Raw genomic sequence first — 22,232 nt, 5'->3', positions numbered from 1 at the left:
TGCAGGCCCCGCCAACTGCCCCCGTCAGCCGCGCAGCGCCGCGGCCTCGCGCGCCAACTGCTCCACCCGTGCCCAGTCCTTCGCCGCCACCGCATCCGCCGGCACCATCCAACTGCCGCCCACACAGCCGACGTTGGGCAGTGCGAGATAGGACGGCGCGGAGGCGAGGGAGATGCCGCCGGTCGGGCAGAACCGGGCCTGCGGCAGCGGCGAGGAGAGCGCCTTCAGATACGCCGTGCCACCCGCTGCCTCGGCCGGGAAGAATTTCATCTCGGTGACCCCGCGCTCCAGCAGCGCCACCACCTCGGACGTCGTCGAGACGCCCGGCAGGAACGGCACCCCCGATGCCTTCATCGCGTCCAGCAGCGTCTCCGTCCAGCCGGGGCTCACCAGGAACCGGGCGCCCGCAGCGACGGTGTCGGAGACGTTCCGTACGGAGATCACCGTGCCCGCGCCGACCACCGCGTCCGGCACCTCGGCCGCGATCGCCCTGATCGCGTCCAGTGCCGCGGCGGTGCGCAGTGTCACCTCGATGGCCGGGAGCCCGCCCGCGACCAGGGCCCGGGCGAGCGGCACCGCGTCGGCGGCATCCTCCAGAACGACAACGGGCACGACGGGGGCAAGGTCCAGCACAGAGGGGGTCATGCGCTCATCTTGCCGCGCGCAAGCACGCTACGCAATGACCGTTGCGTATGATGCAACGCGCTGTGGCGTGCCGCAGCCTGCCGCAGCGGACCGCAGCGTGCCGCGACACAATCGAGCCCTCCGGCTCAGTGGATCTCGGTCACCACGACATCGACCGACCACGCCCGCCCGGCCCGCGCGGGAGCCTCGGCCTCCACCACGTACCCGAGCTCCCGCAAGGTCTCCACCAGCTCCGCGGGCCCCTTCGGCCGGGCGCCCGCCAGCAGCAGATCGCGGACCATCCGACCCTTCGTCGCCTTGTTGAAGTGGCTGACCACGGACCGCTTCTCGACCCCGTCCACCATCTGGGCATGCAGCACCCGCACGCTCGCCGTGCGCTCCGCCACCTCACCCTTCGGCTTCCAGGCCGCGGTGTACGCGGACGACCGCAGGTCCAGGACCAGTCCGTCCCCGGCCGCCTCCGGCAGGACCGCTGCCATCGGGTCGCGCCAGTACGCGCCGAGCGCGCCGAGCCCCGGCAGCTTCACCCCCATCGAGCAGCGGTACGAAGGAATCCGGTCGCCCACCCGTACGGCGCCCCACAGCCCGGAGAAGACCAGCAACGCCTTTCCGGCCCGCCGTTTGGCCGCCGCGTCCAGCGAAGCCAGACCGAGGGCGTCGTACAGCACTCCCGTGTAGATCTCCCCGGCCGGACGCGTCCCCGCCGTCCGCAGCTCGACGTTCTTCGCGATCTCGCCGCGCAGCCCCTCGCTCAGCCCGAGCACCTCACGGGCCTTCTCCTCGTCCGCCGTGCACAGTTCGACCAGCTCGTCGAGGACCGCGGCCCGCGCCGCGGCCAGCCCCGGCAGCGACAGCGACTCCGGCTTCAAGGGTGCTCCGCGCCCCGACGCGGCCTTTCCTTCGGAGGGCGGCAACAGCACGAGCACGGCGGTTCTCCTTCGTACGTACGCACAGGCAGACGGGCCGAGAAGGCCCGCGCACCAGCGTACGGGGGCCGCCGGCACCGCCATCGGGGCCGGTCCCGGCGGATCGGGGCCGGACAGCGGCCCCACGCCCGGCCGCCACCCAGGATGCCGCCCGCCCCGCCCCGCCATACGCTCGGTGCATGCCCCGCCGCCATCTCCACATGACCGGGCCGGCCGACACCCCGCTGAGGGCGGCCCTGCGCAAACTGCGTACCGAACTCGGCGTGCCCGACGGCTTCCCGCCCGACGTCCTCGCCGAAGCGGCACAGGCGGCGGGCGCCCCGGCGGTGTCGGCCCATCGGGACGCGACGGACCTGCCGTTCTTCACCATCGACCCGCCCGCGTCGACCGACCTCGACCAGGCCATGCACCTCGAACGCCGCCGTCACGGTTTCCGCGTGCACTGCGCCATCGCCGATGTCGCCGCCTTCGTACACCCCGGCGGCGCACTCGACACCGAGGCCCACCGCCGGGTGACGACCCTCTACTTCCCCGACGGACAGGTGCCGCTCCACCCCACCTCGCTCTCCGAGGACGCGGCCGGCCTCCTCCCCGGCCGGACCCGCCCCGCCCTGCTCTGGCAGATCGACCTCGACGCCGAGGGCGCCACCGTCGCCACCTCGGTACGCCGGGCCCTCGTCCGCAGCCGCGCCAAACTCGACTACGCGGGCGTCCAGCGGCAGATCGAATCGGGCACTGCCGAAGAGCCCCTGGCCCTGCTCCGGAACATCGGACGGCTCCGCGAGGAACAGGAGGTCGCCCGTGGCGGAATCTCCCTCAATGTGCCCGAGCAGGAGATCGTCGCGCGCGACGGCACATACGGCCTGGACTACCGCGCCCCGCTGCCTGCCTACGGCTGGAACGCCCAGATCTCCCTGCTGACCGGCATGGCCGCCGCCCACCTCATGACGGAGACCGGTACCGGCATCCTGCGGACCCTCCCGGTCGCCCCGGACGGCGCCGTGGCCCGGCTCCGGCGCTCGGCCGAGGCGCTGCACGTCGACTGGCCGCACCATGTCCCGTACGCCGAGGTCGTCCGCTCCCTCGACCCGAGGAGGACCACCCACGCCGCGTTCCTCCAGGAGTGCACCACCCTCCTGCGCGGCGCCGGCTACACCGTCTTCGCGCACGGCGAACTCCCCACCCCCGCCGTCCACGCGGCCGTCGCCGACCTCTACACGCACTGCACCGCCCCGCTGCGCCGCCTCGTCGACCGGTACGCGGCCGAGCTGTGCGTCGCCGCCGTCGCGGAACAGGACCCGCCCGAGTGGGTCCTCGCCGCGCTGCCCGGCCTGCCGAAGGAGATGGCGGACGGAACGAGGCGCGCCAACACGGTGGAGCGCGAATGCGTCGACGTGGTCGAGGCCGCGCTCCTCAAGGACCGGATCGGTGAGGTCTTCGACGCGTACGTGATCGACGTGTCGGAGCAGGAGCCGACCACGGGCACCATCCACATCGACGACCCGGCCGTCGTCGCCCGCGTCGAGGGCGGCACGGCGAAGCTCCCCCTGGGGGAGCGGCTGCCGGTCAGGCTCGCCCGGGCGGACCCTGGCTCGGCGAAGGTCCTCTTCGCCCCCGCGTGAGCGCGGGGGCGACGGCACCCGGATCCCGGCCTCCTGCCGGGCCCGGGCAGCAGACCGATGCGGTGGTGCCGAACCGCCCGCATCTGACAACTCCGCCCCCTCCTGTGCCACGATCGAAGGAAGAACTCCCATCTCACGGACGGCGGGTCCAGCGATGTCCCAATCTGGCGAGCGACCGAGGAAGGGGCGTGACATGACTGCCATGCCGCACGAACCGCTCACGCAGGCGGACGTCCTGCTGGAGGGCTTCCTGGCGCTGGATACGCCGGAGGGCTTCCGGGCCGAGCTGATCGAGGGGGAGATTGTCGTGACGCCGCCGCCGGACGGGGACCACGAGGACTACATCGGCGTGATCCTGGAGCAAGTGATCACCCGCTCTCGCACCAAGATGCGATTTTCCGGGAACAAGGGACTGAAGCTGAGGAGCGGCGGACGCTGTCCCAGGAACCACGTCATTCCCGACGGCACCTTCGCCCCCACCGAACTGCGTCTGTACCGGGGAGCCGAACCCTGGATGCCGTGTGAGGGGGTGGCTCTCGTCGTCGAGGTCACCTCGTCCAAGCCCCGGGCCGACCGCACGGACAAGCGTCACTGCTACGCCCGCGGACCCGTCCCGCTCTACCTCCTGGTCGACCGTGAGCAGTCCTCGGTGACGCTGTTCAGCGAGCCGGAGGGGGACGACTACCGTCAGCACTGCACGATCCCGTTCGGTAAGCGGCTCACTCTCCCGACGCCATTCGCCTTCGACCTGGAGACCGAGGAATTCATCTGAGCCCGCCCCGTCCGGCGGCCCCGTCCAGGCGGGTAGCATGGTCGGCACGGCAGACGAGCCGGGCGGACGGCCGCGTGGGGATCTTCGGGTCTCCCCGAGGAACGTCCGGGCTCCACAGGGCAGGGTGATGGCTAACGGCCACCCGGGGTGACCCGCGGGACAGTGCCACAGAAAACAGACCGCCGGGGACTTCGGTTCTCGGTAAGGGTGAAACGGTGGTGTAAGAGACCACCAGCGCCTGAGGTGACTCAGGCGGCTAGGTAAACCCCACCCGGAGCAAGGTCAAGAGGGGCCGTCGCGAGACGGCCCTGCGCGAATATTCGAGGGCGGCCCGCCCGAGTTCGCGGGTAGACCGCACGAGGCCGGCAGCAATGCCGGTCCTAGATGGATGGCCGTCTCCCCGGCCGCCGCGAGGCGACCGGGCGACAGAACCCGGCGTACAGCCCGACTCGTCTGCCTATCTGTGACTTTACCTTGAGAAGGGCCTCTGACCTGCGTCGGAGGCCCTTTCCAGACTTTCAGTAGCTTGCCGCTCTGGGCGGCGAACGACCTGGATGACGGCGCCGCCGGTACGAGTGGGAGCCGCCCGCCGAGAGTCTCGCGTCCACCGGCCATCACGACGCCGAGCGACATGTGTCCTAGTTGTCCGATGCGGGCTGCTCGGCAGCCGCGTCGAGGTCTCGTAGGTCTCCGACGGGCACAGGTTTGATCGGCAGGTGGGCGGAGAAGCGTCCGCCGAGCCCGATCGTCTGCTCACGTGCCGATGCGAGGACAGTGCCGACGCTGCTCTCGCAGTAGCGTCCCTGGCAGGGGCCCATGCCCGTCCGGCAGGAGAGCTTGACGGCGTTGACGTTGCTGACGAACGGTGACGATTCGAGGAAGTCGTCGAGTTCGCCGCGTGTGACCAGTTCGCATCGACAGACGGTGGTTTCTCGCGTCGCCAGGTCTCCGAGCGCGCCACGGACCGGTTCGAACATGTTCTGCACAACAGCGGAGAACCGTGTCGATGTGTGGATGCCACGTTCCGCTTCGGCGAAGGCCGCGGCTGACACGGCGCGTCCGAGGCTCGCGGCGATCCCGAGTCCCGCGAGCGTACCCTCGGCGCGGGCTTGGTCGGCGCCGGCGATGCCCGTGGGCTCGCCGGCGACGAACACTCCGGGGACGGATGTCTGCAGTCGTTCGTCGTGTGTGACCACCCAGCCACCCCGCGGCGAATCAAATGCGAGTTCGCATCCGATCTGACGGGCGAGCTCCGTCGATGCGGAGAAGCCGTACCCGAGCACGAGATGCGATGCGGCGACCTCGCGGGGTGCGCCTGTCACCTTCCACCGCCGGTCGACCCTGGCGAGCTCGATCCGGGAGACGTGTTCCGTGCCGTGGGCGGCCGTCACGATGGTCCGGGGCGAGACTCGGATGCCCTTGCGCACCAGCCGCGTCAGGATCGCGCCCGTCTCTGCGAGCATCCGCAGATGACCGGGCAGGGCGCCGAGGGCGCGGAGCATGTCCATCGGTGTCGGGATGCTCTGCGCGAACGCGATCTCGCGCACGGGGACGCCGTCGCGGACGAGCAAGTCGGCCACGAGCAGCAGCAGCGGATGCGCCCCGGCCAGCACAACGTCGCCGACGGGTGCGATCTTCTGCGCCTTGACGAGGGTCTGGACACCGCCGGCGGTCATGACGCCGGGCAGCGTCCAGCCGGGGAAGGCGACGGGAAGGTCGTAGGCGCCCGTGGCGATCAGCAGCCGACGCGCGCCGATCACGCGAGTGCCGTGTTCCGGGTGATTGATCGCCACGCACAGACCGTCCGGCTCTGCGTCGTCGTGCAGGACACCGATCGCCGACCAGCCGAACTCCGTCGTCAGTCGCGAGTCCGCCTCGAAGCGTCGGATGAGCTCGGTGGCCCAGCCGTAGCCCGCGGTGGGGTGCAGGACGCTTCCGGTGAAGGTCTCGGGTGGCTGACGGAAGATCTGCCCGCCCGCTCGCTGCTGCTCGTCGATGACGACGACCGTCAGGCCGTGATCGGCTGCGGTGAGAGCCGCCGACATGCCCGCCGGGCCCGCGCCTATGATCGCGAGATCAAACATCACAGCCTCCCTGGTGTCTCGATGATCAGGCCCTCGCGCGCCGGTACGAGGCAGGTGCGGGTCAGCGGCCGACCGTCGACGGTGGCGGCGCACTCGAAGCACGTCCCCATGTTGCACAGCGGCGCCCGCGGAGCTCCGATGCGGTCTCGTTCGAACGCGGCCCCTGCGGCGAGCATTGCCGCGGCCACCGTCTCGCCCCTACAAGCGCGAACCGGCTCGCCGTCTACGGCGATTGTCACAGCGTCGCCGCGCTCTTGCGCGGTGCGACGCCAGGATCCGTCTGTGGTCATGGGGCGCTCCTTTCCGCGAAGCGGGCCGGGTCGTAGGGTGCGAGGTCGATATCGGGCGAGCGCCCGGCGATGAGGCCGGCCAGCACCCGCGCGAAGCTCGGCCCGAGGGTGAACGCCGATCCGCCGGTGGCAACGAATACCCCCGGCGCGCCCTTGACCGCGCCGACGAGCGGCAGCTGGTCGGGTGCCACCGTGGTCGCGCCGACCCAGCTGCGCACGGCGGGGACCCGCTCCAGCGCGGGAACGGTGTTCACGGCTGCGCGCGCGTTGCCGGCGATCGACTGCGGGATCAACTGGTGCTTGCGGTCGAATGCCGGGGCGCCGTGCGCGTCCCTCATCAGTCGCGCCGGCCACCCGCCGCCGATGAGGACCGTGTTGTCGAGCGACTGCTTGAGCGACAGGCGCGCACCCGCGTGCTGGACGAGGTGGGGGATGAACCTGGGAATCTTCGAGGTGACGGTCATCGTGAGGGCGAGCGGGACGGTGGGGAGCTCGGCGTCGAAAACCCGGCCGAGCTCGGTCGTCCATACGCCGGCGGCGAGCACGACTGCTCCGGTCTGGACGGTGCGGGCCCGTTCGTCTCCCGCGCGGTCCGTCTCCCGGAGGGTGACTTCCCATCCGGTCGGCACGCGACGGGCGCCGACCAGGCGGGAACGCGCGCGCACGGTCGCGCCGGCCGCGATGGCCGCGCGTCCGACCGCGGGAGCGGCGATGCGGGCGTCCGCCTTTCCTTCCAGTGCGCTGAGGTTGGCTGCGACGATGTCCCGTGAAAGGTACGGTGCGACGTCGTCGAGCTCGGTGCGATCGAGCGTGCGCACGTCGAGGCCCCAGGAGCGTTCCAGCTCCGCCTTGAACTCGAGCATCCCGACCTGGTCGGAGTTCTCGGCGACCATGAGTCCGCCCGTCTGGCGCACGCCGAGTGGCTCTCCGATCTCATCCTCCATGCGCGCCCACATCGCGGCAGCGTCGAGGTGCAGCGGCATCGCCTCCGCCGCGACGCGCGCGGCCTCCTCGCCGGCCTCGACCATCCGGTATTCGAGCTGGAAGTGCAGGCTCCCCGCGTTCTGGCCCGAGGCGTGCTGGTTCACCTGGTCCTTGTCGACCAGGAGCACGTGCGCCCCGTCGCGGGCGGCCATCCACGCCGTGAGGCAGCCGAGCAGGCCGCCGCCGACGACAACGACGTCGTACCGCTCAGTCATCGGCGAGGGGGACCGTCTCGATGCCGAGCTTGTGCAGGGTCGCCTCGACGCGGGCGACCTCGTCCGGCGTGAGCTCAAGGAGCGGCGCCCGCACGAATCCCGCGGGGATGCCGCGCAGCCGCAGTGCGGTCTTGATGATCGCCTGCTGGTTGCCGAACTGCACGCCGTAGTCGGGACGGAACCACGCGTCCATGTACACGCGGTCCCTCTTGCCCAGTTGGACCGCGCGCTCTCGGTCCCCGGCGTCGACGGCGTTCCAGAAGTCGGCCTGGTCGCGGCCGAGGATGCCGCCCGTTCCCATCAGGCCGTCGCCGTGGCCGAGCATCGCAAGGTCGGCGCCGAGCGCGTTGGTGGGCAGACCGAAGTACCGCACCTCGCCCTCCAGCGCGTACATCCCGGCGAGGAAGCTCGCGAAGTCTCCCGTCGAGTTCTTGACAGCGACGACATTCTCGATCTGCGCGAGTTCGGCCAGCAGTTCCACGCCCATGTCCACGACGCAGCCGCGCGGCCAGTTGTACACGGTCATCGGGATGTCGGTGGCATCGCTCACCGCCCGGTAGAACGCAACGATCTCCTTCCCGTTGGGCACGATGTAGGGGGGCGGGGTAAGGAGGATGCCGTCGAGGCCCGCCGCCTCTGCCGCGCGGGCGTGCGTGATCGCCTCTTGCGGGGTGAAAGCGTTGCAGGCGCCGAGGACGGGGAAGGCGTCGCTCCGGTGTTCGGCGCCCGCCGCGAACAGCTCCCCGCGCTCCTTCGTGGACAGGGAGAACCACTCGCCGCTCGTGCCGGCCAGGATCGCGCCCTGGATACCCTCGTCGACGAGCCAAGCCATCTGCCGGTGCAACGCGTCGATGTCGAGCGCGCCCTCGCGGGTGAACGGTGTGGTGATGGCGGGGATGTAGCCGCGCCAGCTGACGGTGTTGCGATCCATGTTTGCTCCAAATCGCCGGTTGCCCGGCGGTGCTCTTCCTGGGGTGTGCTTCTCAGACCGCGGCCGGCTCGGGCTCGGGTCGCTTCAGCTCGACGCCGTCCGCGCCCTCGAAACGGCGGCCCCAACCGGTCGCGGCCGCCACGACCATGACGACGGTGAGGACGAGCGGGTAGAGCATCGCGACGAAGATCTCCGTCGTGGCCAAGGCAGGAACGCCCTTGATCCCGGTCGTGAGCTGCGCGCCGATGAACAGATAGGCGCTGAGAACGGGGACGATGGCGGCGATCCCCATCGCGAAGCAGTCCATGACGACCGCTCGGCGGTACGGGTGCAGGCCGACGCGGTCGCCGATCTCATCGGCGACCGGGCCGAACGTGAGCATCGCGGCCGAGTTCACGCCGCCGAACAGCAGCGTGGTGAACGAGATCCCGATGCCGATCGCGAACTCCGCGCCGCGCGGGGTGCGGGACAGGCGGCTGCTGGTGAGGGCGCTCACGAGCCAGTCGAGGATGCCCGCTTCGGTGAGTACGCCCATAATGCCGAACACGGTCACCACCAGAGCGATCACGCCGAGCATGTCGCCGATGCCGGTGATCAGGAATCCGGTCGGCGCCCCGTCGGTGACGCCGACGATGCCCCCAGGGGTCAGCAGACCCGAGGCGAGGCCGGTGACGATTCCGGCCGCGAGCCCGACTGTGACCGCCTTGAAGATGTCGCGGGTGAGCAGTGCCACGGTGAGCATAAGTGCGACGGGTATGAGCATCACGAGGGCGAGCGGGTCGGCGGCCTGCTCCAGCAGCTCCTGCGAGTGCGCAGAGTCGCCCGAGCGGCCCGACGACCCCAGCACGAAGAACCCGACGGCCGCGAGGCCTGCCGCGGTGAAGGCGAAGCGAGCGCGGTTCCGCACGACTCCGGCGATATCGGCGGTGCCGGTCTTCTTGCGGAACCTCTGCGTTGACGACGAGATGACGGTCGTGTCGGAGATCGGGGCGACGTTGTCTCCGAAGATCGCGCCGGAGATGATCGCGGCGGCGAGGAACGCCGGCTCAGCACCGAGGAGCACGCCGGCCGGGTAGAAGATCGGAAACGCCGTGAACATCGTCCCGATGGACGACGCCGTCGCCATCGAGATAATGCACACCGCGACGAACGTGAACAGTGTGAAGGTGCCGCCATCGACACCGAGTAGCTCGGCGAGCCACACGAACCCGCCCGCGACGTTGGTCTCCTTGATCAGGGCGGACATCAGCCCCACGCAGAACAGGATCATCACGATCGTGACTGCCGTGGACGATCCGATCCCCCTCGTCACGGCGGACCAGTACGCCGAATACGGCTTGGCGAACAGCGCGCCGACGAGCAGCGCAAGGACACCTCCGGCGGCGAGCGCGGTCATGTCGAACGTCTTGAACACGACGAAGAAGACGACGCAGAACGCGAGGAACACGACGACCGGCAAGAACGCCAGTGCCCTTCCTCCGCGGAAGGCCAGATGCTTGTCGGCGCTCATGGTGGTGAACCTCTCCACAACGTTGGGGATAGCGCAGGTGTGCACTTATTTACGTGTGTACACAAAAGTGCACGAAGCTTCGACTGTCAACCATTGACTCTTTGGCAATAATGTGCTGACCTCCGCAGGAGTCGCGTGGTTCGCGTACGCAAGCGTGCACAATAGTGCGCACGGCTCGGGCTAGGCTGAACGTCGTGATGGGAGATCAGCTACGCACGCTGCGGACGGAGGCAGGGCTCAGCCTGCGCGACCTCGCAGCGCAGACCGGCCTGTCGGCGACCCTACTCAGCCAGGTGGAGCGAGGTATCCGCGAGCCGAGCCTCAAGACCCTCCGCGCCTTGAGCACGGTCTTCGGCTCATCGACCGCCTCGCTGTTCCATGAGCAAGCCCCGCTCACAGCTCACCACAGCCGCCCCGACGAACGCTCCCGCCTGCTCATGCCGAAAGGCCTCGTGCAGTACGAACGCCTGACCCCGAGCAACGGCCAGCTCGAAGTTCTGCTCGGCACGCTCGAACCGGGCCAGGCATCCAGCGACGAGCAGTGGAGCCATGTCGCGGTCGAATGCGCCTACGTCATCACCGGCACCGTCACGGTGTACGTTGCCGACCAGCTTTTCGAAGTGCAGGCGGGGGAGGCGCTGACCTTCGACGCCACACGGCCTCACCGCTACACAAACAACGGAAGAGAGGCGGCGACCTACCTGACGTCGGTGACACCACCCACGCCATAGCGAAATACCGCGAAGACCCCGGGGCCACGACGTCCGCCGGAAGGCAGCAGCCGAACCAGTGAACCTGAAACCACGTCAACCCGCCCTGACCAGCTAGTGCCCCCCCGCACAGCGGGGGAACCTCACGGTGCTACCCGCGCCCACGCCGTATCCGTCAACTCACCCCGATCCGCCACCAGGCCACCACCGGCCACACCCGGCTGCGCATTGGCCACGTCTGGTCCGCGATGGGCCGCCACACCGCCGAGTTCCAGCGCCGCTGGCACGACCGCTACCCCGACGTCGAACTCCACCTCATCCGCCACAACACCCCCACCGGCGGTCTCGCCGAGGGCCTCTGCGACCTCGCCGTCGTCCGCACCCCCCATCAACACCCGCCGCTACGCCCACGCCCTCGTCGGCCACGAACGCCGCTATCTCGCCCTCGCCTCCGACGACCCATGGGCCAAGCGCCGCAGCGTCCGCCTGGAGGAGACCCGGGGGCGCACCCTGGTGGTGGACCGCCGCACCGGCACCACCACCCTGGACCTGTGGCCCGAAGACGCCCGTCCCGCCGTCGAATACACCCACGACATCGACGACTGGCTCGCCGCCATCGCCACCGGCCGCTGCATCGGCATCACGCCCCGGGCCACCGCCACCCAGTACCGCCGCGACGGCATCACCTACCGCCCCCTGCGCGACGCCGACCCCGTACCCGTCCACCTCATCCGGCGCCACCACGACCCGCACCCCGCCACGCACGCCGTCGTCGCGCTGCTCGCCGACCTCTACCGCGAAGACACGTGAGTCGCGGGTGGCGGGACGGCTCTCAGCGCAGTCTCCAGTGAAATTTTCCGCCGCCCACCCACCGGATCACTTCCGGGTCGTCGAGATCATGGACCGTGATGCCCAGGACCGCGGCGACGATGAGCACGTCCGTCATCGATGTCGCCTCGGCGACGACCTCCCCGTCGATCTCCACGAGGCGGAAGGGCGGATCACCGGGCTGCACATTCAGCACAGTGATCCGAGGCGTTGAGACACGGGGGCTCGCACTTTCGGTCATGCCTGGATGTTCCACGCCGACGGCGGCAGTATGCCCGGCGGCAGGGCCGCACGGTCCTAGATCACTCGGCTGAGCGAAGACGGCGTCCCCGGCCCGTCCGCGCACGGGGCGCGGATGGGCCGGAGAGGTGAGTGCGGAGTCTGCCGTCGCGCGCTCAGCGCGGGATGTCCGTCCCCGGCCTGTTGGGTGGTGCCCGCACCTCGCACCCCGCGCCGCGGGACAGCGAACCCGACTCGAGAAAGGGACTGTCATGGCACACGGCGGCAACGTGATCGCTGAGTTCACGGCCGATCATCGTGAGCTGGAGGAGCTCTTCGCCCGGATCGAGGCGCAGCCGGTCGATCATCCGCAACGGCGTGTGCTGGCGAACCGGCTGACGGCGGAGCTGGTGCGGCACTCGGTGGCCGAGGAGATGCACCTCTGTCCGACGGTTCGCAAACACGTCCGCGACGGGGAGGAGCTGGCGGAGAAGGAACTCGCCGAACACGTCAAGATCGAGCGGCTGCTCAGGGACCTCGAAGAGCTGCACGTAGACGATCCGCAGTTCAACGACATCGTCGCGAAGCTGAGACTGGAGGTCGCTTCCCACGTACGCGAGGAGGAACAGGAACTGTTCCCGAAGCTCGCGGCGTCCTGTTCCCCCGAGAAGCTGGACGAACTGGGCCGGCTGGCCCGCCACACCAAGCAGACGGCCCGCACCTGTCCGCACTTCACCGTCCCGGACACCCCGCCCGCCCATGAACTGCTCGTGCCCGGCGCAGGACTGGTGGACCGGGTACGTGACCTGGTGCACGGCCGAAGAACCAAGGGCTGACCGACGGGCGGAGTGCCAGGGGCTGAAGGTCCTCGTCGTGGGCCGGCAGCCCCAGCCGCGGCAACTGATGGAAGTGACCGCCGACCTTCCCGGAGCGGACGCGTACCTTCACCGGCGCAGGGCATGTGACGGCGTCCGCCGGCTGATCCAGGAGTCCGCCGGGCGACAGGGCCTCCCCGCGGCCGACCCGCGCCGCAGCCGACTGCCGCAGTGCACGCCGGCGGGCGTGCACGGTGCGCAGCCGTTCCGAGCGGAAGCCGATGTGCCGGGACCGGTCATGGGGCACGATCTTGTCCAGTCACTTCTCGGGAAAGGCTCTCCATGTCCGAACGCGCCGATGGAAACCGTGGGTCTCTGCTCGCGGTGAGCGACCTTCACGTCGGGATGGCGGACAACCGTCGCATCATCGAGTCGCTGCGACCCGATTTGGACGAGGACTGGCTCATCGTCGCCGGTGATGTCGCCGAGCGGGTCGAGGACGTGGAGTGGGCGCTGCGACTGCTCGCGGGCCGTTTCTCCCGGGTCGTCTGGACCCCCGGGAACCACGAGCTGTGGACGACCAAGCACGACCCGGTCCAACTGCGGGGCCGGGAACGGTACGAGCGTCTGGTCGAGCTGTGCCGGAGCCTCGGGGTGTCCACCCCACAGGACCCGTACCCGCTGTGGCCCGGCCCCGAAGGGCCGGTGGCCGTCGCGCCCGTGTTCCTGCTGTACGACTACAGCTTCCGGGCCCCGGGCACGACGACCAAGGAGGAGTCCCTGGCGTACGCGCACGAGACGGGGGTGGTGTGCACCGACGAGTTCCTGCTGCACCCCGACCCGTACCCGAGCCGGGACGCCTGGTGCCGGGCTCGGGTGGCGGAGACGGAACGACGCCTCGCCGCACACGATGCGGAGATCCCGCTGGTCATCGCCGGTCACTGGCCCCTGGTCCGGGAACCGATGGACGTCCTGACGTATCCGCAGTTCGCCCAGTGGTGCGGCACGGAGCTCACCGCCGACTGGCATCGGCGCTTCAATGTGGCGGCCGTGGTCTACGGGCATCTGCACATTCCCCGTACGACCTGGTACGACGGGGTGCGCTTCGAGGAGGTCTCCATCGGCTACCCCAGGGAATGGCGCGAGCGGGGTCACCCCAAGGGGCTGCTGCGGCGGATCCTGCCGTACGACGGGAACGGGGGCAGCACCGGGCCGGGTCTGTCCGTAGGTGACCGCACACGCGGCTGACGGACAGGACGCGGACAACGACCGCCCCGAACGTCATCGCCTGCGGAATCGGCGATGCCCAAGGTCGGCACCAGGAGAAGGTGGCGAGGGCAACCCGCGGCTCGTACTAACCGGCCGGGCCGGTTCAGCGGGGAGTGCCGGCCTGGCTGGGGACCGATTCGAGCGTGCCGACCAGGCGCCGGCCCCGGTCCTCGGCCATGTCGAGAGTGGCCAGCACGGACGGGGTCGAGATGCTCGGCAGCACGTAGTGCAGAAGTACAGAGATCCGGCGGCCCAAGTCCTCCCGCTTGCACAGGGCTTGGGACATCACCTGGATGCCGGAGAAGGAACCTGCCAGCATTTCGGCGGTCTCGCGGGGATCGACATGCGGCAGCAGCTCGCCCTGGTTCTTCGCGGCGACCAGCAGGTGTTCGAGCCGGTCTATCCAGGCGCGGAACGGGGTGCCCCGGTCGAGTCCTTCCACCGCCTGGTCCATGGCCAGTCCGACGCTGGCGCGTACCAGCGGCTCGTGACGGAGCCGGTGGGCGAGCAGCATGCCCTGGTCGACAAGCTCCTGAAGCTTCGTCAGCTGCGGGGGGAGCGGATCGCTGTCCAGCTGTACGTCCATCACCCCGAGTGCCAGGTCTTCCTTGGAGGTGAAATGGAAGTAGAGCGCACCTTTTGTCACCCCGGCCCGCGCGAGGATTTCGCTGATGGTGGCACTGCTGTAGCCACGTTCATCGAAAACGGCGGCGGCCGCCACCAGGATCGACCGTCGAGTCTGGATCGCGCGCGCCTGCTGTGCCATCAGCTACGAGTCTCTCTCGGTCGTGGCGTGGTCAGCGCCACTGGGATATGGCTGGATAGGAAAACCGGACTGTCAGTATCTTACTGCGGGGGCGGCCTGCCCTCCCGGTATGGATCCTCTGGGAGGAACTTTCATGGTTCAGCTCACCTCGCACAGCGCTTCGGCCGCCATCGAAGGCGTCGGGGCCGCAGATTTCAGCGAATGTCCAGGAGCCGACGGTACGACGCCGGAGGGAAGACAGCCGGAGGCGGACTTCCTGGGGCAGCTGGTCCACCGGACCGACGCCGAGGACGTCTTCCCCACCGGCTGGACCCGGCAGACCGAGACCCAGTTCTCGGTAGCGGCCCGTTGGCCGCGGGCGCACCGCTTCTTCGCGCCCGTATCGGGCCGTCACCAGGACCCGCTGCTGATCGCGGAGACCATGCGCCAGACGACGATGCTGCTGGGCCACGCGGCGTTCGGTGTCCCGATGGGGGATCAGTTCGTGATGTGGGAACTGGCATACGTCTCCGAGCCCGATCAGCTGCTCCTGGGAGAGGAGCCCTGGGACATCACGGTGGACGTGTCCTGCTCCCGGATCCGGCGGGGCGTCCGGAGCATCAACTCCATGCACGTCGAGCTGCTCCTGCACCGCTTCGGCACCGTCCTCGCCCGTGGCGGCGGCCGGATCAGCTGCACCTCGGCCAAGGCGTACCGCAGGGTCCGGGACGGGCGGCAGGACGTGATCGGCGCCCCGATACCCCTCCTGCCCGCCGTTGCACCGGCCGTGGTGGGCAGGACCGATGAATTCGATGTCGTACTGGCGCCGGGCCCGCGGCACAACGTCTGGCAGCTGCGGCTCGACACCCGGCATCCGACGCTGTTCGCCCGGCCCAACGACCATGTGCCGGGCATTCTGCTGCTGGAGGCGGCCCGCCAGGCAGCCGTCGCCGTCACCCCCGGTCATGGCTTCCTCCCCACGTCGGTGAAGACCGATTTCCTCCAGTACGTGGAACTCGACCGCCCCTGCTGGATCGAGGCCCGGCCCGTCCCGGCCGGCGACCCCGCGACGACCGGCGTGCACGTCTCGGCGACACAGGACGACCGGCCGGTGTTCGCCTGCACCCTCGAATCCCCGGGCCCGCGGCAGGTCGCGGCGAACGAGCGACAGGTCGGGCAGTCATGACGACGCGTGTACTCATCACCGGCGCGACCGGCTTCATCGGCAGCCACGTGGTGGCCGCGGCCCGGACCGTCCCCGGTCTCCGGCCGCGCCTGATGACCCACCGGACCGCCCTCCCCTCATCCGCCGTACCACCCGGCGCCGAGACGGTGTACGGGGACCTCGCCGACCCGGTGACGCTGCGCGGCAGCTGCGAGGGCGTCGACGCGGTGATCCACTGCGCCTCCTGGCTCGGTGGTGACGAACCGACCGCGCGGTCCGTGAACGCTCAAGGTACTCGGGCTCTGACCGAAGAGGCGGCCCGCTGCGGGGTCACCCGCATCGTCTACCTGAGCACGGCATCCGTCTACGGCCGGGGCCCGTTCACCGGGCTGCGGCCCGGACAGGCCGAACCCGCCCCGGCCTCGGCCACCAGCCTGACCCGCGCCGCCGCCGAGCAGCACATCCTCGCGGCGGGGGGCGTCGTGGTGCGCCCGCACCTCGTCTACGGGGCCGGGGACCGCTGGGCCGTGCCCGGGCTGGTCGGTCTGCTCCGGCAGCTCTCGGCCGTGCCGGCCGGGTGCGGGGCGCGGCACTCGATGATCGACGTACAGGCGCTGGGGCGGGCGCTGCTGGGCGCGGCACTGTCCCCGAAGGAACCGGCCGGGGTCTACCACGTCAACCACCCCGAACCGGTGAGCTCTTCGCAGCTGCTGTCCACCGTCGTCGACGAGCTGCGGCTGCCCTGGGGGGCCACCGGAATCGACGTGGACGCGGCCCGTGAGCGTCTCGCGGGTGTGCCGTACGCGCTGCACCACCTCGGCATGCTCGCCGTGGACCACTGGTTCACCGACGAACGGGTCGACCAGGACTTCGACTGGGAGCCGGGCGACGGCTTCACGACCGCCTTCGCCCGGCACGCCCCGTGGTACCGCCGGCACCTCGGCCTGAGCCCCTGACGACCCCGGCCACCGACGGCCCCGGCCCCTGACGACCCCGGCCACCGACGGCCCCGGCCCCTGACGGCCCCGGCCCCTGACGGCCCCGGCCCCTGACGACCCCGGCCGCCGACGGCCCCCGGCGCCGTCGGGTCAGGCCTCGATCCGGGTACCCGTACCGCTCACCCGGACCCGGGCGTCGCCGGCCCGGAGCTCGACCGTGAGCGTGCCGGGGCGGCCCATGTCCTCGCCCTGGTGGAGGGTGAGGACGGCGGTGTCCGGGACGAGGCCCAGCGCGCGCAGATAGGCGCCGAAGGCGGCCGCCGCCGCGCCCGTGGCGGGGTCCTCCACCACGCCGCCGACGGGGAACGGGTCGCGGACGTGGAAGACGGCCGGCGATGCCCGCCACACCAATTGCAGGGTGGTCAGGTCCAGTCGGTGCATCAGGGCTTCGAGGCGAGCGAAGTCGTAGTCGAGGCCGGCGAGCCGCTCCCGGGTCGCGGCGGCCAGTACGAGGTGGCGGGCGCCCGCGTACGCGATCCGGGGCGGCAGGGCCGGGTCGAGATCGCCGGCCGGCCAGTCCAGGGCGGCCAGCGCCTCCGTCAGGTCGTCCGGGGCGATGTCCGTCACGTCCGGCTCGACGCTGGTGAGCGTGGCGCGGAGCTCGCCGCCCTCCCGGGTGACGGTGACCGGGACCGTACCCGCGGGCGTGCTGAACACCAGATCGCCGGGCCCGTCGCGCTCGGCGAGCGCCAGGGCCGTCGCCACGGTGGCGTGGCCGCAGAACGGGACTTCGGCCCTCGGGCTGAAGTAGCGGATCGTGTACCCGCGGGCGGCCGACGGCCCTTCGCCGCCCGTCGGGTCACCACCCGGCAGCTCACCACCCGGTCGTTCCTCGGCCGGCTCGGACCGTCCGGTCAGGAACGCCGATTCGCTGTACCCCAGCTCCGCCGCGACGGCGAGCATCGCCGCGTCGTCGAGACCGGACGCGTCAAGGACGACCCCCGCCGGATTGCCGCCCTCCGGGTCGGCGGAGAAGGCGGTGTAACGCAGGACCCGGGTACCTGAATGCTGGCTCATGCCGCAGGTCAACCGAACCGCGGGCCGGTGCATTCCCCGGCCCGCGGCTTCCCGGCGGGACCGGATCACCGGCCCGCGGCATTCCCCGCGGACCGGATCACCGGCCGGGCCGTGTGTCCCGGCTCAGTGGCAGTTCTTGGTGCCCGTGCCCGACTTCGTCCAGGAGCAGGAGTCCTGGAGCTTGCCGTTCGGCTTGATCAGCCGGGCCTTGTCGCCGGTGTTGTTCCAGACGTACGAACCGCGGTTCCAGTAGACGTGGCCCGACGCGTTCCTGCCCTTGCCCGTGTGGACCTTGACGGTCTTGCCCGCGCCGATGGTGTAGCTGGGGAAGGTGTACGTGTACCCGGTGTTGTCCTTGAGCTTGTAGCCCTTGAGCTGAAGCTTCGACTTGCTGTTGTTGTGGATGTCCACCCACTCGGCGTTCAGGGAGGTGTTGGTGCGGGTGTCCTTGCCGGGGCTGTCGTACTGGATCTTGCCGAGGTGCAGTCCGCCCTGGTGCGTGGCGGCCGAGGCCGGGGCCGTGACGAGCAGTGAGCCGGCCAGGGCGGTGGCGGCGGCCAGGGCGAGCGGTGCGGTGGTCCGTATGTGCATGCCGTGATCCTCGCGTGGAGTTCTGGTGAAGGACTGTGAGCATAAGGGCCACATGCGCCGCCCCCGCACGGAGGTGCGCATTTCGGCCGGGCCGTGGTCGACCGGGCGGCAACCGGCCACGCCCGGCCGCCGGTTCGGGCCGTACCCGTCAGCCGCGCCCCACGTACGGCATGGCTGTCGCCAGGACCGTCGCGAACTGCATGTTCGCCTCCAGGGGCAGCTCCGCCATGTGGAGCACCGTCCGGGCCACATCCGCCGCCGCCATCACCGGCTCCACCGCAAGCCGGCCATCGGCCTGAAGGATGCCTGTCCGCATCTGTTCGGTCATGTCCGTGGCCGCGTTGCCGATGTCGATCTGCCCGCAGGCGATCCGGTACGGACGGCCGTCCAGCGACAGCGACTTCGTCAGGCCCGTCATGGCGTGCTTGGTCGTGGTGTAGGCGACCGAGTGCGGGCGCGGCGCGTGGGCGGAGATCGAGCCGTTGTTGATGATCCGGCCGCCCTGCGGGTCCTGTTCCTTCATCAGCCGGTACGCGGCCTGCGCGCACAGGAACGCGCCCGTCACGTTCACGTCCACCACCACGCGCCAGTCCTCCACCGAGAGATCCTCGACGGGGACGGAACGCGGGCCGAACGTCCCCGCGTTGTTGACGAGCAGGTCCAGGCGGCCGAAGCACTCCTGTACGGAGGAGAAGAGCGCGGCCACGTCCTCGGGGCGTGAGACATCGGCGGGGACGGTGATCACCCGGACGTTCTTCCCGGCCAGCGCGGCGGTCTCGGCGAGGGGCTCCGGGCGCCGGCCCGCGAGCGCCACCGACCAGCCCGCGCCGGTCAGGGCGAGCGCCACCGCGCGGCCGATTCCGGAGCCCGCGCCCGTCACGACCGCCGTCTTCGCGTCGGAATTCAACGGTTTGCTGCTCATGGGGCCGCAGCGTACGCCTTCCCGTCCAGCGGGTCGCGTGGGGCCACGCGGGGGCAAGACGGCGTATACGGCGGCGGGTTCGCGTTGCGGAGGGCCGATTTTGATGATCATGACATCCGTCGCATATGCGTGCTTTGTCGTGGGCATCCATTCCCGTCGTACTCCTCATCCGCGCGATGCCGGAGCGACGCAAACACGACAACCGCTCGATGTGCCGGCCCGCTGCACCGTCCGAGTACACCACCAGCCAGGGGAGGGACAGATGACGCACTCATCGCACCAGCAGGAGCTGCGCGACGCCGCCAGGCACCTCGGACGCCGCCGCTTCCTCACCGTCACCGGCGCCGCCGCCGCGCTCGCCTTCTCGGTCAACCTGCCGGCCGCGGGTACCGCGAGCGCCGCCGAGCTGGACGCCCGGAAGATCGGTGAGAACCCGTTCACCCTCGGCGTCGCCTCCGGCGACCCGCTGCCCGACTCGGTCCTGCTGTGGACGAGACTCGCGCCCCGCCCGTACGAGACCGGCAGCGGACTGCCCCGGGCCCGGGTTCGGGTGGGCTGGGAACTCGCCCGCGACGAGCGCTTCTCCCGCGTCGTCCGGCGCGGATCGGCCACCGCCCACCCGGAGTTCGACCACAGCGTCCACGTCGAGATCAAGGGCCTCGAAGCGGACCGCGTCTTCTACTACCGCTTTCGTACCGGGAACTGGACCAGCCCCACCGGCCGGACCCGCACCGCGCCCGCCCGAGGCGCCCGCAACAGCGCGCTGACCCTGGCCGCCGTCTCCTGCCAGGCCTACCACCACGGCTACTTCACCGCGTACAAGCACCTCGCCCAGGAGGACGTCGACGTTGTCTTCCACCTCGGTGACTACCTCTACGAGTACGCCGTCAGCGCGAGGGGCGGAGCCCGTAACGACACCAGGCGCACGCTCCCCGCCCATTTCAACCGGGAGACGGTCACGCTGGAGGACTACCGGCTGCGCTACGGCCTCTACAAGTCCGACCCCGATCTGCGCGCCGCCCACGCAGCGCACCCCTTCGTCGTCACCTGGGACGACCACGAGACGGAGAACAACTACGCGGGCGAGATCCCCGAGAACGACGTACCGCCGACGGAATTCCTGCTGCGGCGCGCCGCAGCGTACCGGGCGTACTGGGAGAACCAGCCGCTGCGCACCCCGCAGCGGCCGACCGGCCCGGACATGAAGCTCTACCGGCGCCTGCACTTCGGCCGCCTCGCCCAGTTCGACATCCTCGACACCCGCCAGTACCGCAGCGACCAGGCGTACGGCGACGGCTGGCAGAAGCCCGGACCGGAGTCCGAGAACCCCTCGCGCACCCTCACCGGAGCCACCCAGGAGCGCTGGCTGCTCAACGGCTGGCGCACCTCGCACGCCACCTGGAACGTCGTACCGCAGCAGGTCACCTTCGCCCAGCGGCGCGACGTCCCCACCGACGCCTATCTGCTGTCGATGGACGCCTGGGACGGCTACCCCGCCTCCCGGGAACGGGTCCTGAAGGGAGCCGAGGCCGCCCGGATCGACAACCTGATGGTGCTGACCGGCGATGTGCACGTCGGCTACGGCTTCGACCTGAAGCGGGACTTCGACGACCCGTCCTCCCGCACCGTCGGCACGGAGATCGTCGCCACCTCCATCACCAGCGGCAAGAACGGCTCGGACAAGCCGGCCGCATGGAACAACCAGATGCGGGCCAACCCGCACATGAAGTTCTTCAACGGCCGCCGCGGCTACGCCGTCATCACACTGGGCGCGCAGCGGGCGCGCGCGGACTACCGCACGGTGTCCGCCGTCACCACGCCCGGCGCGCCCCTCGCGACGGCCGGATCGTTCGTCACGGAGGTGGGGAACCAGGGCCTCACGCCCGCGTAGGGCCCCGCCCCACGGACGGGCGCCGGTCAGCGGAGGCCGTCAGTCGAGGTCGTCGGCCGGGTAGCGGACGCCGATGCGGTCACGTACCGCGTCGAGCGTCCGCATCACGGCGAGGGAACCGTCCAGCGGCACCAGCGGCGACTCCGTCTCGCCGGCCCGCAGCGCCCGCGCCACCTCGGCCTGCTCGAACTGCATCCCGCGCAGCCCGTCGCCCGCCGCCCCCGCGGTGAACTCCTCCGGGTCGCGCCCCGGCCGGTGCAGCACGAACCGCTCCGGATAGAAGAAGCCGTGCGGAAAGTCGATCCGCCCCTTCGTCCCGGTGACCGTCGCGGTCACCGGGGTGTCCCCGACGAGCGAACAGTTCAGCAGCGCCGAGGCGCCCGCCCCCGACCAGCTCAGCAGCATGGCCGTGTTCAGGTCGACCCCCTCCGGGGAGAGCAGCGCGTCGGCCTGCACCCGGTCCGGTTCGCCCAGCAGCAACTGCGCGAACGACACCGGATAGACCCCGAGGTCCAGCAGCGCGCCGCCGCCCAGCGCCGGGTCGCGCAGCCGGTGCTCGGGGCCGAAGTCGCCCGCGAACCCGAAGTCGGCCTGCACGGTACGGATATCGCCGATGGCGCCGTCCCGCACCAGCTCCGTCATGCGCCGGATGACCGGGTTGCAGTACGTCCACATGGCCTCCATCAGGAAGAGGCCGCGGTCCCGGGCGAGCTTCACCAGCTCTTCCGCCTCCCGCGCGTTGAGCGTGAACGCCTTCTCGCACAGCACGTGCTTCCCGGCCTCCAGGCAGAGCGCGGCGGCCTCCCGGTGCGCCGAGTGCGGCGTCGCCACATACACCACGTCGACCTCGTCGTCGGCGGCGAGCTCCGCCCAGCTGCCGTACGCCCGGGGTATCCCGAACCGCTGCGCGAACGCCTTCGCCGAGGCGTCCGTACGGGAGGCGACGGCCACCACCTCCGCGTCCGGCATCGCCCGCAGATCCTCGGTGAACGTCGCGGCGATACCGCCGGTCGCCAGTACGCCCCAACGCAATGCCCCGCTCATGCCTGTCATGCCTGCTCCCCAAAAGGTCTCGACCGGTCC

At 70.5% G+C, this 22,232-nt stretch carries 21 protein-coding genes, 1 other RNA gene and 1 pseudogene; 10 read left to right on the top strand and 13 right to left on the bottom strand.

Annotated features, from left to right (window positions below; translation table 11 throughout):
• Positions 1-24: 24 nt before the first annotated feature.
• Both eda and yaaA read right to left on the bottom strand, forming a co-directional pair.
• Positions 25-645 (bottom strand): bifunctional 4-hydroxy-2-oxoglutarate aldolase/2-dehydro-3-deoxy-phosphogluconate aldolase, encoded by a 621-nt coding sequence (gene eda, locus OG306_RS10620; protein ID WP_266745854.1) that lies wholly within the window; start codon positions 643-645, stop codon positions 25-27.
• 125 nt (positions 646-770) lie between these two features.
• Positions 771-1,571 carry a peroxide stress protein YaaA gene (gene yaaA, locus OG306_RS10615; protein WP_266745853.1) on the bottom strand — a complete coding sequence of 267 codons (801 nt, stop codon included), beginning with the start codon at positions 1,569-1,571 and terminating at the stop codon, positions 771-773.
• 179 nt (positions 1,572-1,750) lie between these two features.
• Here yaaA and OG306_RS10610 point away from each other — a divergent pair, with 179 nt between their 5' ends.
• From OG306_RS10610 to rnpB, 3 genes are all read left to right on the top strand, one after another.
• Positions 1,751-3,193, top strand: coding sequence for an RNB domain-containing ribonuclease (locus tag OG306_RS10610; RefSeq protein ID WP_266745852.1), 1,443 nt, complete (start codon positions 1,751-1,753; stop codon positions 3,191-3,193).
• 202 nt (positions 3,194-3,395) lie between these two features.
• A complete protein-coding gene (locus OG306_RS10605) occupies positions 3,396-3,965 on the top strand; it encodes a Uma2 family endonuclease (protein ID WP_266752152.1) in 570 nt (189 codons plus the stop codon).
• 54 nt (positions 3,966-4,019) lie between these two features.
• Positions 4,020-4,421, top strand: an RNA gene (gene rnpB / locus OG306_RS10600) — RNase P RNA component class A.
• Between the two features lie 182 nt (positions 4,422-4,603).
• Here the strand turns inward: rnpB and OG306_RS10595 are convergent.
• From OG306_RS10595 to OG306_RS10575, 5 genes are read right to left on the bottom strand one after another with little or no spacing between them, the layout of a single operon-like run.
• Positions 4,604-6,049, bottom strand: a complete 1,446-nt coding sequence (locus OG306_RS10595; RefSeq protein WP_266745851.1) for an NAD(P)/FAD-dependent oxidoreductase — start codon at positions 6,047-6,049, stop codon at positions 4,604-4,606.
• Complete coding sequence (locus OG306_RS10590) at positions 6,049-6,339, bottom strand: 2Fe-2S iron-sulfur cluster-binding protein (RefSeq protein ID WP_266745850.1); 291 nt, start codon at positions 6,337-6,339, stop codon at positions 6,049-6,051. Before OG306_RS10590 ends, OG306_RS10595 begins: the two co-directional genes overlap by 1 nt.
• A complete protein-coding gene (locus OG306_RS10585; RefSeq protein WP_266745849.1) occupies positions 6,336-7,538 on the bottom strand; it encodes an NAD(P)/FAD-dependent oxidoreductase in 1,203 nt (400 codons plus the stop codon). The genes OG306_RS10590 and OG306_RS10585 overlap by 4 nt, the downstream gene beginning before the upstream one ends.
• Positions 7,531-8,469, bottom strand: coding sequence for a dihydrodipicolinate synthase family protein (locus OG306_RS10580; protein WP_266745848.1), 939 nt, complete (start codon positions 8,467-8,469; stop codon positions 7,531-7,533). Before OG306_RS10580 ends, OG306_RS10585 begins: the two co-directional genes overlap by 8 nt.
• 52 nt (positions 8,470-8,521) lie before the next feature.
• On the bottom strand, positions 8,522-9,979 hold the full coding sequence (locus OG306_RS10575; RefSeq protein ID WP_266745847.1) for a Na+/H+ antiporter NhaC family protein: 1,458 nt from the start codon (positions 9,977-9,979) through the stop codon (positions 8,522-8,524).
• Positions 9,980-10,176: 197 nt separating this feature from the next.
• On the opposite strand from OG306_RS10575, the gene OG306_RS10570 reads away from it, so the two are divergent.
• Together OG306_RS10570 and OG306_RS10565 are read left to right on the top strand one after the other, a co-directional pair.
• Entirely contained in the window at positions 10,177-10,710 is a 534-nt protein-coding gene (locus OG306_RS10570) for a helix-turn-helix domain-containing protein (protein ID WP_266752151.1), read from the top strand.
• 176 nt (positions 10,711-10,886) lie between these two features.
• A pseudogene (locus OG306_RS10565) lies at positions 10,887-11,499 on the top strand (LysR family substrate-binding domain-containing protein); the annotation flags it as partial.
• Positions 11,500-11,521: 22 nt separating this feature from the next.
• On the opposite strand, the gene OG306_RS10560 reads toward OG306_RS10565, so the two are convergent.
• Positions 11,522-11,758, bottom strand: a complete 237-nt coding sequence (locus OG306_RS10560; protein WP_266745846.1) for a hypothetical protein — start codon at positions 11,756-11,758, stop codon at positions 11,522-11,524.
• Positions 11,759-12,008: 250 nt separating this feature from the next.
• On the opposite strand from OG306_RS10560, the gene OG306_RS10555 reads away from it, so the two are divergent.
• Together OG306_RS10555 and OG306_RS10550 are read left to right on the top strand one after the other, a co-directional pair.
• Positions 12,009-12,572, top strand: a complete 564-nt coding sequence (locus tag OG306_RS10555) for a hemerythrin domain-containing protein (protein ID WP_266745845.1) — start codon at positions 12,009-12,011, stop codon at positions 12,570-12,572.
• Positions 12,573-12,893: 321 nt separating this feature from the next.
• A complete protein-coding gene (locus OG306_RS10550; protein ID WP_266745844.1) occupies positions 12,894-13,799 on the top strand; it encodes a metallophosphoesterase family protein in 906 nt (301 codons plus the stop codon).
• A gap of 124 nt (positions 13,800-13,923) precedes the next feature.
• On the opposite strand, the gene OG306_RS10545 is transcribed toward OG306_RS10550, so the two are convergent.
• On the bottom strand, positions 13,924-14,586 hold the full coding sequence (locus OG306_RS10545; protein WP_266745843.1) for a ScbR family autoregulator-binding transcription factor: 663 nt from the start codon (positions 14,584-14,586) through the stop codon (positions 13,924-13,926).
• A 133-nt stretch (positions 14,587-14,719) separates the two neighbouring features.
• Here OG306_RS10545 and OG306_RS10540 point away from each other — a divergent pair, with 133 nt between their 5' ends.
• Both OG306_RS10540 and OG306_RS10535 read left to right on the top strand, forming a co-directional pair.
• Positions 14,720-15,751 (top strand): ScbA/BarX family gamma-butyrolactone biosynthesis protein, encoded by a 1,032-nt coding sequence (locus tag OG306_RS10540; RefSeq protein ID WP_266745842.1) that lies wholly within the window; start codon positions 14,720-14,722, stop codon positions 15,749-15,751.
• Positions 15,748-16,686, top strand: coding sequence for an NAD-dependent epimerase/dehydratase family protein (locus tag OG306_RS10535; RefSeq protein WP_266745841.1), 939 nt, complete (start codon positions 15,748-15,750; stop codon positions 16,684-16,686). Before OG306_RS10540 ends, OG306_RS10535 begins: the two co-directional genes overlap by 4 nt.
• Positions 16,687-16,818: 132 nt before the next feature.
• On the opposite strand, the gene OG306_RS10530 is transcribed toward OG306_RS10535, so the two are convergent.
• The 3 genes from OG306_RS10530 to OG306_RS10520 form a co-directional block, all read right to left on the bottom strand.
• Entirely contained in the window at positions 16,819-17,745 is a 927-nt protein-coding gene (locus OG306_RS10530) for a PhzF family phenazine biosynthesis protein (protein ID WP_266745840.1), read from the bottom strand.
• A gap of 123 nt (positions 17,746-17,868) precedes the next feature.
• The gene (locus OG306_RS10525; protein WP_266745839.1) at positions 17,869-18,336 is read right to left on the bottom strand and encodes a lamin tail domain-containing protein; all 468 of its coding nucleotides are present in this window, start codon (positions 18,334-18,336) and stop codon (positions 17,869-17,871) included.
• Positions 18,337-18,484: 148 nt separating this feature from the next.
• Positions 18,485-19,258, bottom strand: coding sequence for an SDR family oxidoreductase (locus OG306_RS10520; protein WP_266745838.1), 774 nt, complete (start codon positions 19,256-19,258; stop codon positions 18,485-18,487).
• A gap of 262 nt (positions 19,259-19,520) precedes the next feature.
• Here OG306_RS10520 and OG306_RS10515 point away from each other — a divergent pair, with 262 nt between their 5' ends.
• Positions 19,521-21,149 (top strand): alkaline phosphatase D family protein, encoded by a 1,629-nt coding sequence (locus OG306_RS10515; RefSeq protein ID WP_371665243.1) that lies wholly within the window; start codon positions 19,521-19,523, stop codon positions 21,147-21,149.
• 39 nt (positions 21,150-21,188) lie between these two features.
• Here OG306_RS10515 and OG306_RS10510 read toward each other — a convergent pair whose 3' ends face one another.
• Positions 21,189-22,193 (bottom strand): Gfo/Idh/MocA family protein, encoded by a 1,005-nt coding sequence (locus tag OG306_RS10510; protein ID WP_266752150.1) that lies wholly within the window; start codon positions 22,191-22,193, stop codon positions 21,189-21,191.
• Between the last annotated feature and the right edge of the window lie 39 nt (positions 22,194-22,232).

Origin of the sequence: Streptomyces sp. NBC_01241 (assembly GCF_041435435.1) — a bacterium.
Classification (GTDB): Bacteria; Actinomycetota; Actinomycetes; order Streptomycetales; family Streptomycetaceae; genus Streptomyces.
This window is presented reverse-complemented; position numbering and strand designations above follow the sequence as displayed.

Bases quoted from the DNA above. Each gene is read 5' to 3' on its own strand.
- OG306_RS10560 (WP_266745846.1), bottom strand. From the start codon at position 11,758: ATGACCGAAAGTGCGAGCCCCCGTGTCTCAACGCCTCGGATCACTGTG.
- OG306_RS10545 (WP_266745843.1), bottom strand. From the start codon at position 14,586: ATGGCACAGCAGGCGCGCGCGATCCAGACTCGACGGTCGATCCTGGTG.
- OG306_RS10605 (WP_266752152.1), top strand. From the start codon at position 3,396: ATGCCGCACGAACCGCTCACGCAGGCGGACGTCCTGCTGGAGGGCTTC.
- OG306_RS10525 (WP_266745839.1), bottom strand. From the start codon at position 18,336: ATGCACATACGGACCACCGCACCGCTCGCCCTGGCCGCCGCCACCGCC.
- OG306_RS10590 (WP_266745850.1), bottom strand. From the start codon at position 6,339: ATGACCACAGACGGATCCTGGCGTCGCACCGCGCAAGAGCGCGGCGAC.
- OG306_RS10530 (WP_266745840.1), bottom strand. From the start codon at position 17,745: ATGAGCCAGCATTCAGGTACCCGGGTCCTGCGTTACACCGCCTTCTCC.
- OG306_RS10575 (WP_266745847.1), bottom strand. From the start codon at position 9,979: ATGAGCGCCGACAAGCATCTGGCCTTCCGCGGAGGAAGGGCACTGGCG.
- OG306_RS10595 (WP_266745851.1), bottom strand. From the start codon at position 6,049: ATGTTTGATCTCGCGATCATAGGCGCGGGCCCGGCGGGCATGTCGGCG.
- OG306_RS10515 (WP_371665243.1), top strand. From the start codon at position 19,521: ATGACGCACTCATCGCACCAGCAGGAGCTGCGCGACGCCGCCAGGCAC.
- OG306_RS10570 (WP_266752151.1), top strand. From the start codon at position 10,177: ATGGGAGATCAGCTACGCACGCTGCGGACGGAGGCAGGGCTCAGCCTG.
- OG306_RS10510 (WP_266752150.1), bottom strand. From the start codon at position 22,193: ATGAGCGGGGCATTGCGTTGGGGCGTACTGGCGACCGGCGGTATCGCC.
- OG306_RS10585 (WP_266745849.1), bottom strand. From the start codon at position 7,538: ATGACTGAGCGGTACGACGTCGTTGTCGTCGGCGGCGGCCTGCTCGGC.
- OG306_RS10520 (WP_266745838.1), bottom strand. From the start codon at position 19,258: ATGAGCAGCAAACCGTTGAATTCCGACGCGAAGACGGCGGTCGTGACG.
- OG306_RS10555 (WP_266745845.1), top strand. From the start codon at position 12,009: ATGGCACACGGCGGCAACGTGATCGCTGAGTTCACGGCCGATCATCGT.
- OG306_RS10580 (WP_266745848.1), bottom strand. From the start codon at position 8,469: ATGGATCGCAACACCGTCAGCTGGCGCGGCTACATCCCCGCCATCACC.
- OG306_RS10610 (WP_266745852.1), top strand. From the start codon at position 1,751: ATGCCCCGCCGCCATCTCCACATGACCGGGCCGGCCGACACCCCGCTG.
- OG306_RS10550 (WP_266745844.1), top strand. From the start codon at position 12,894: ATGTCCGAACGCGCCGATGGAAACCGTGGGTCTCTGCTCGCGGTGAGC.
- OG306_RS10535 (WP_266745841.1), top strand. From the start codon at position 15,748: ATGACGACGCGTGTACTCATCACCGGCGCGACCGGCTTCATCGGCAGC.
- OG306_RS10540 (WP_266745842.1), top strand. From the start codon at position 14,720: ATGGTTCAGCTCACCTCGCACAGCGCTTCGGCCGCCATCGAAGGCGTC.
- eda (WP_266745854.1), bottom strand. From the start codon at position 645: ATGACCCCCTCTGTGCTGGACCTTGCCCCCGTCGTGCCCGTTGTCGTT.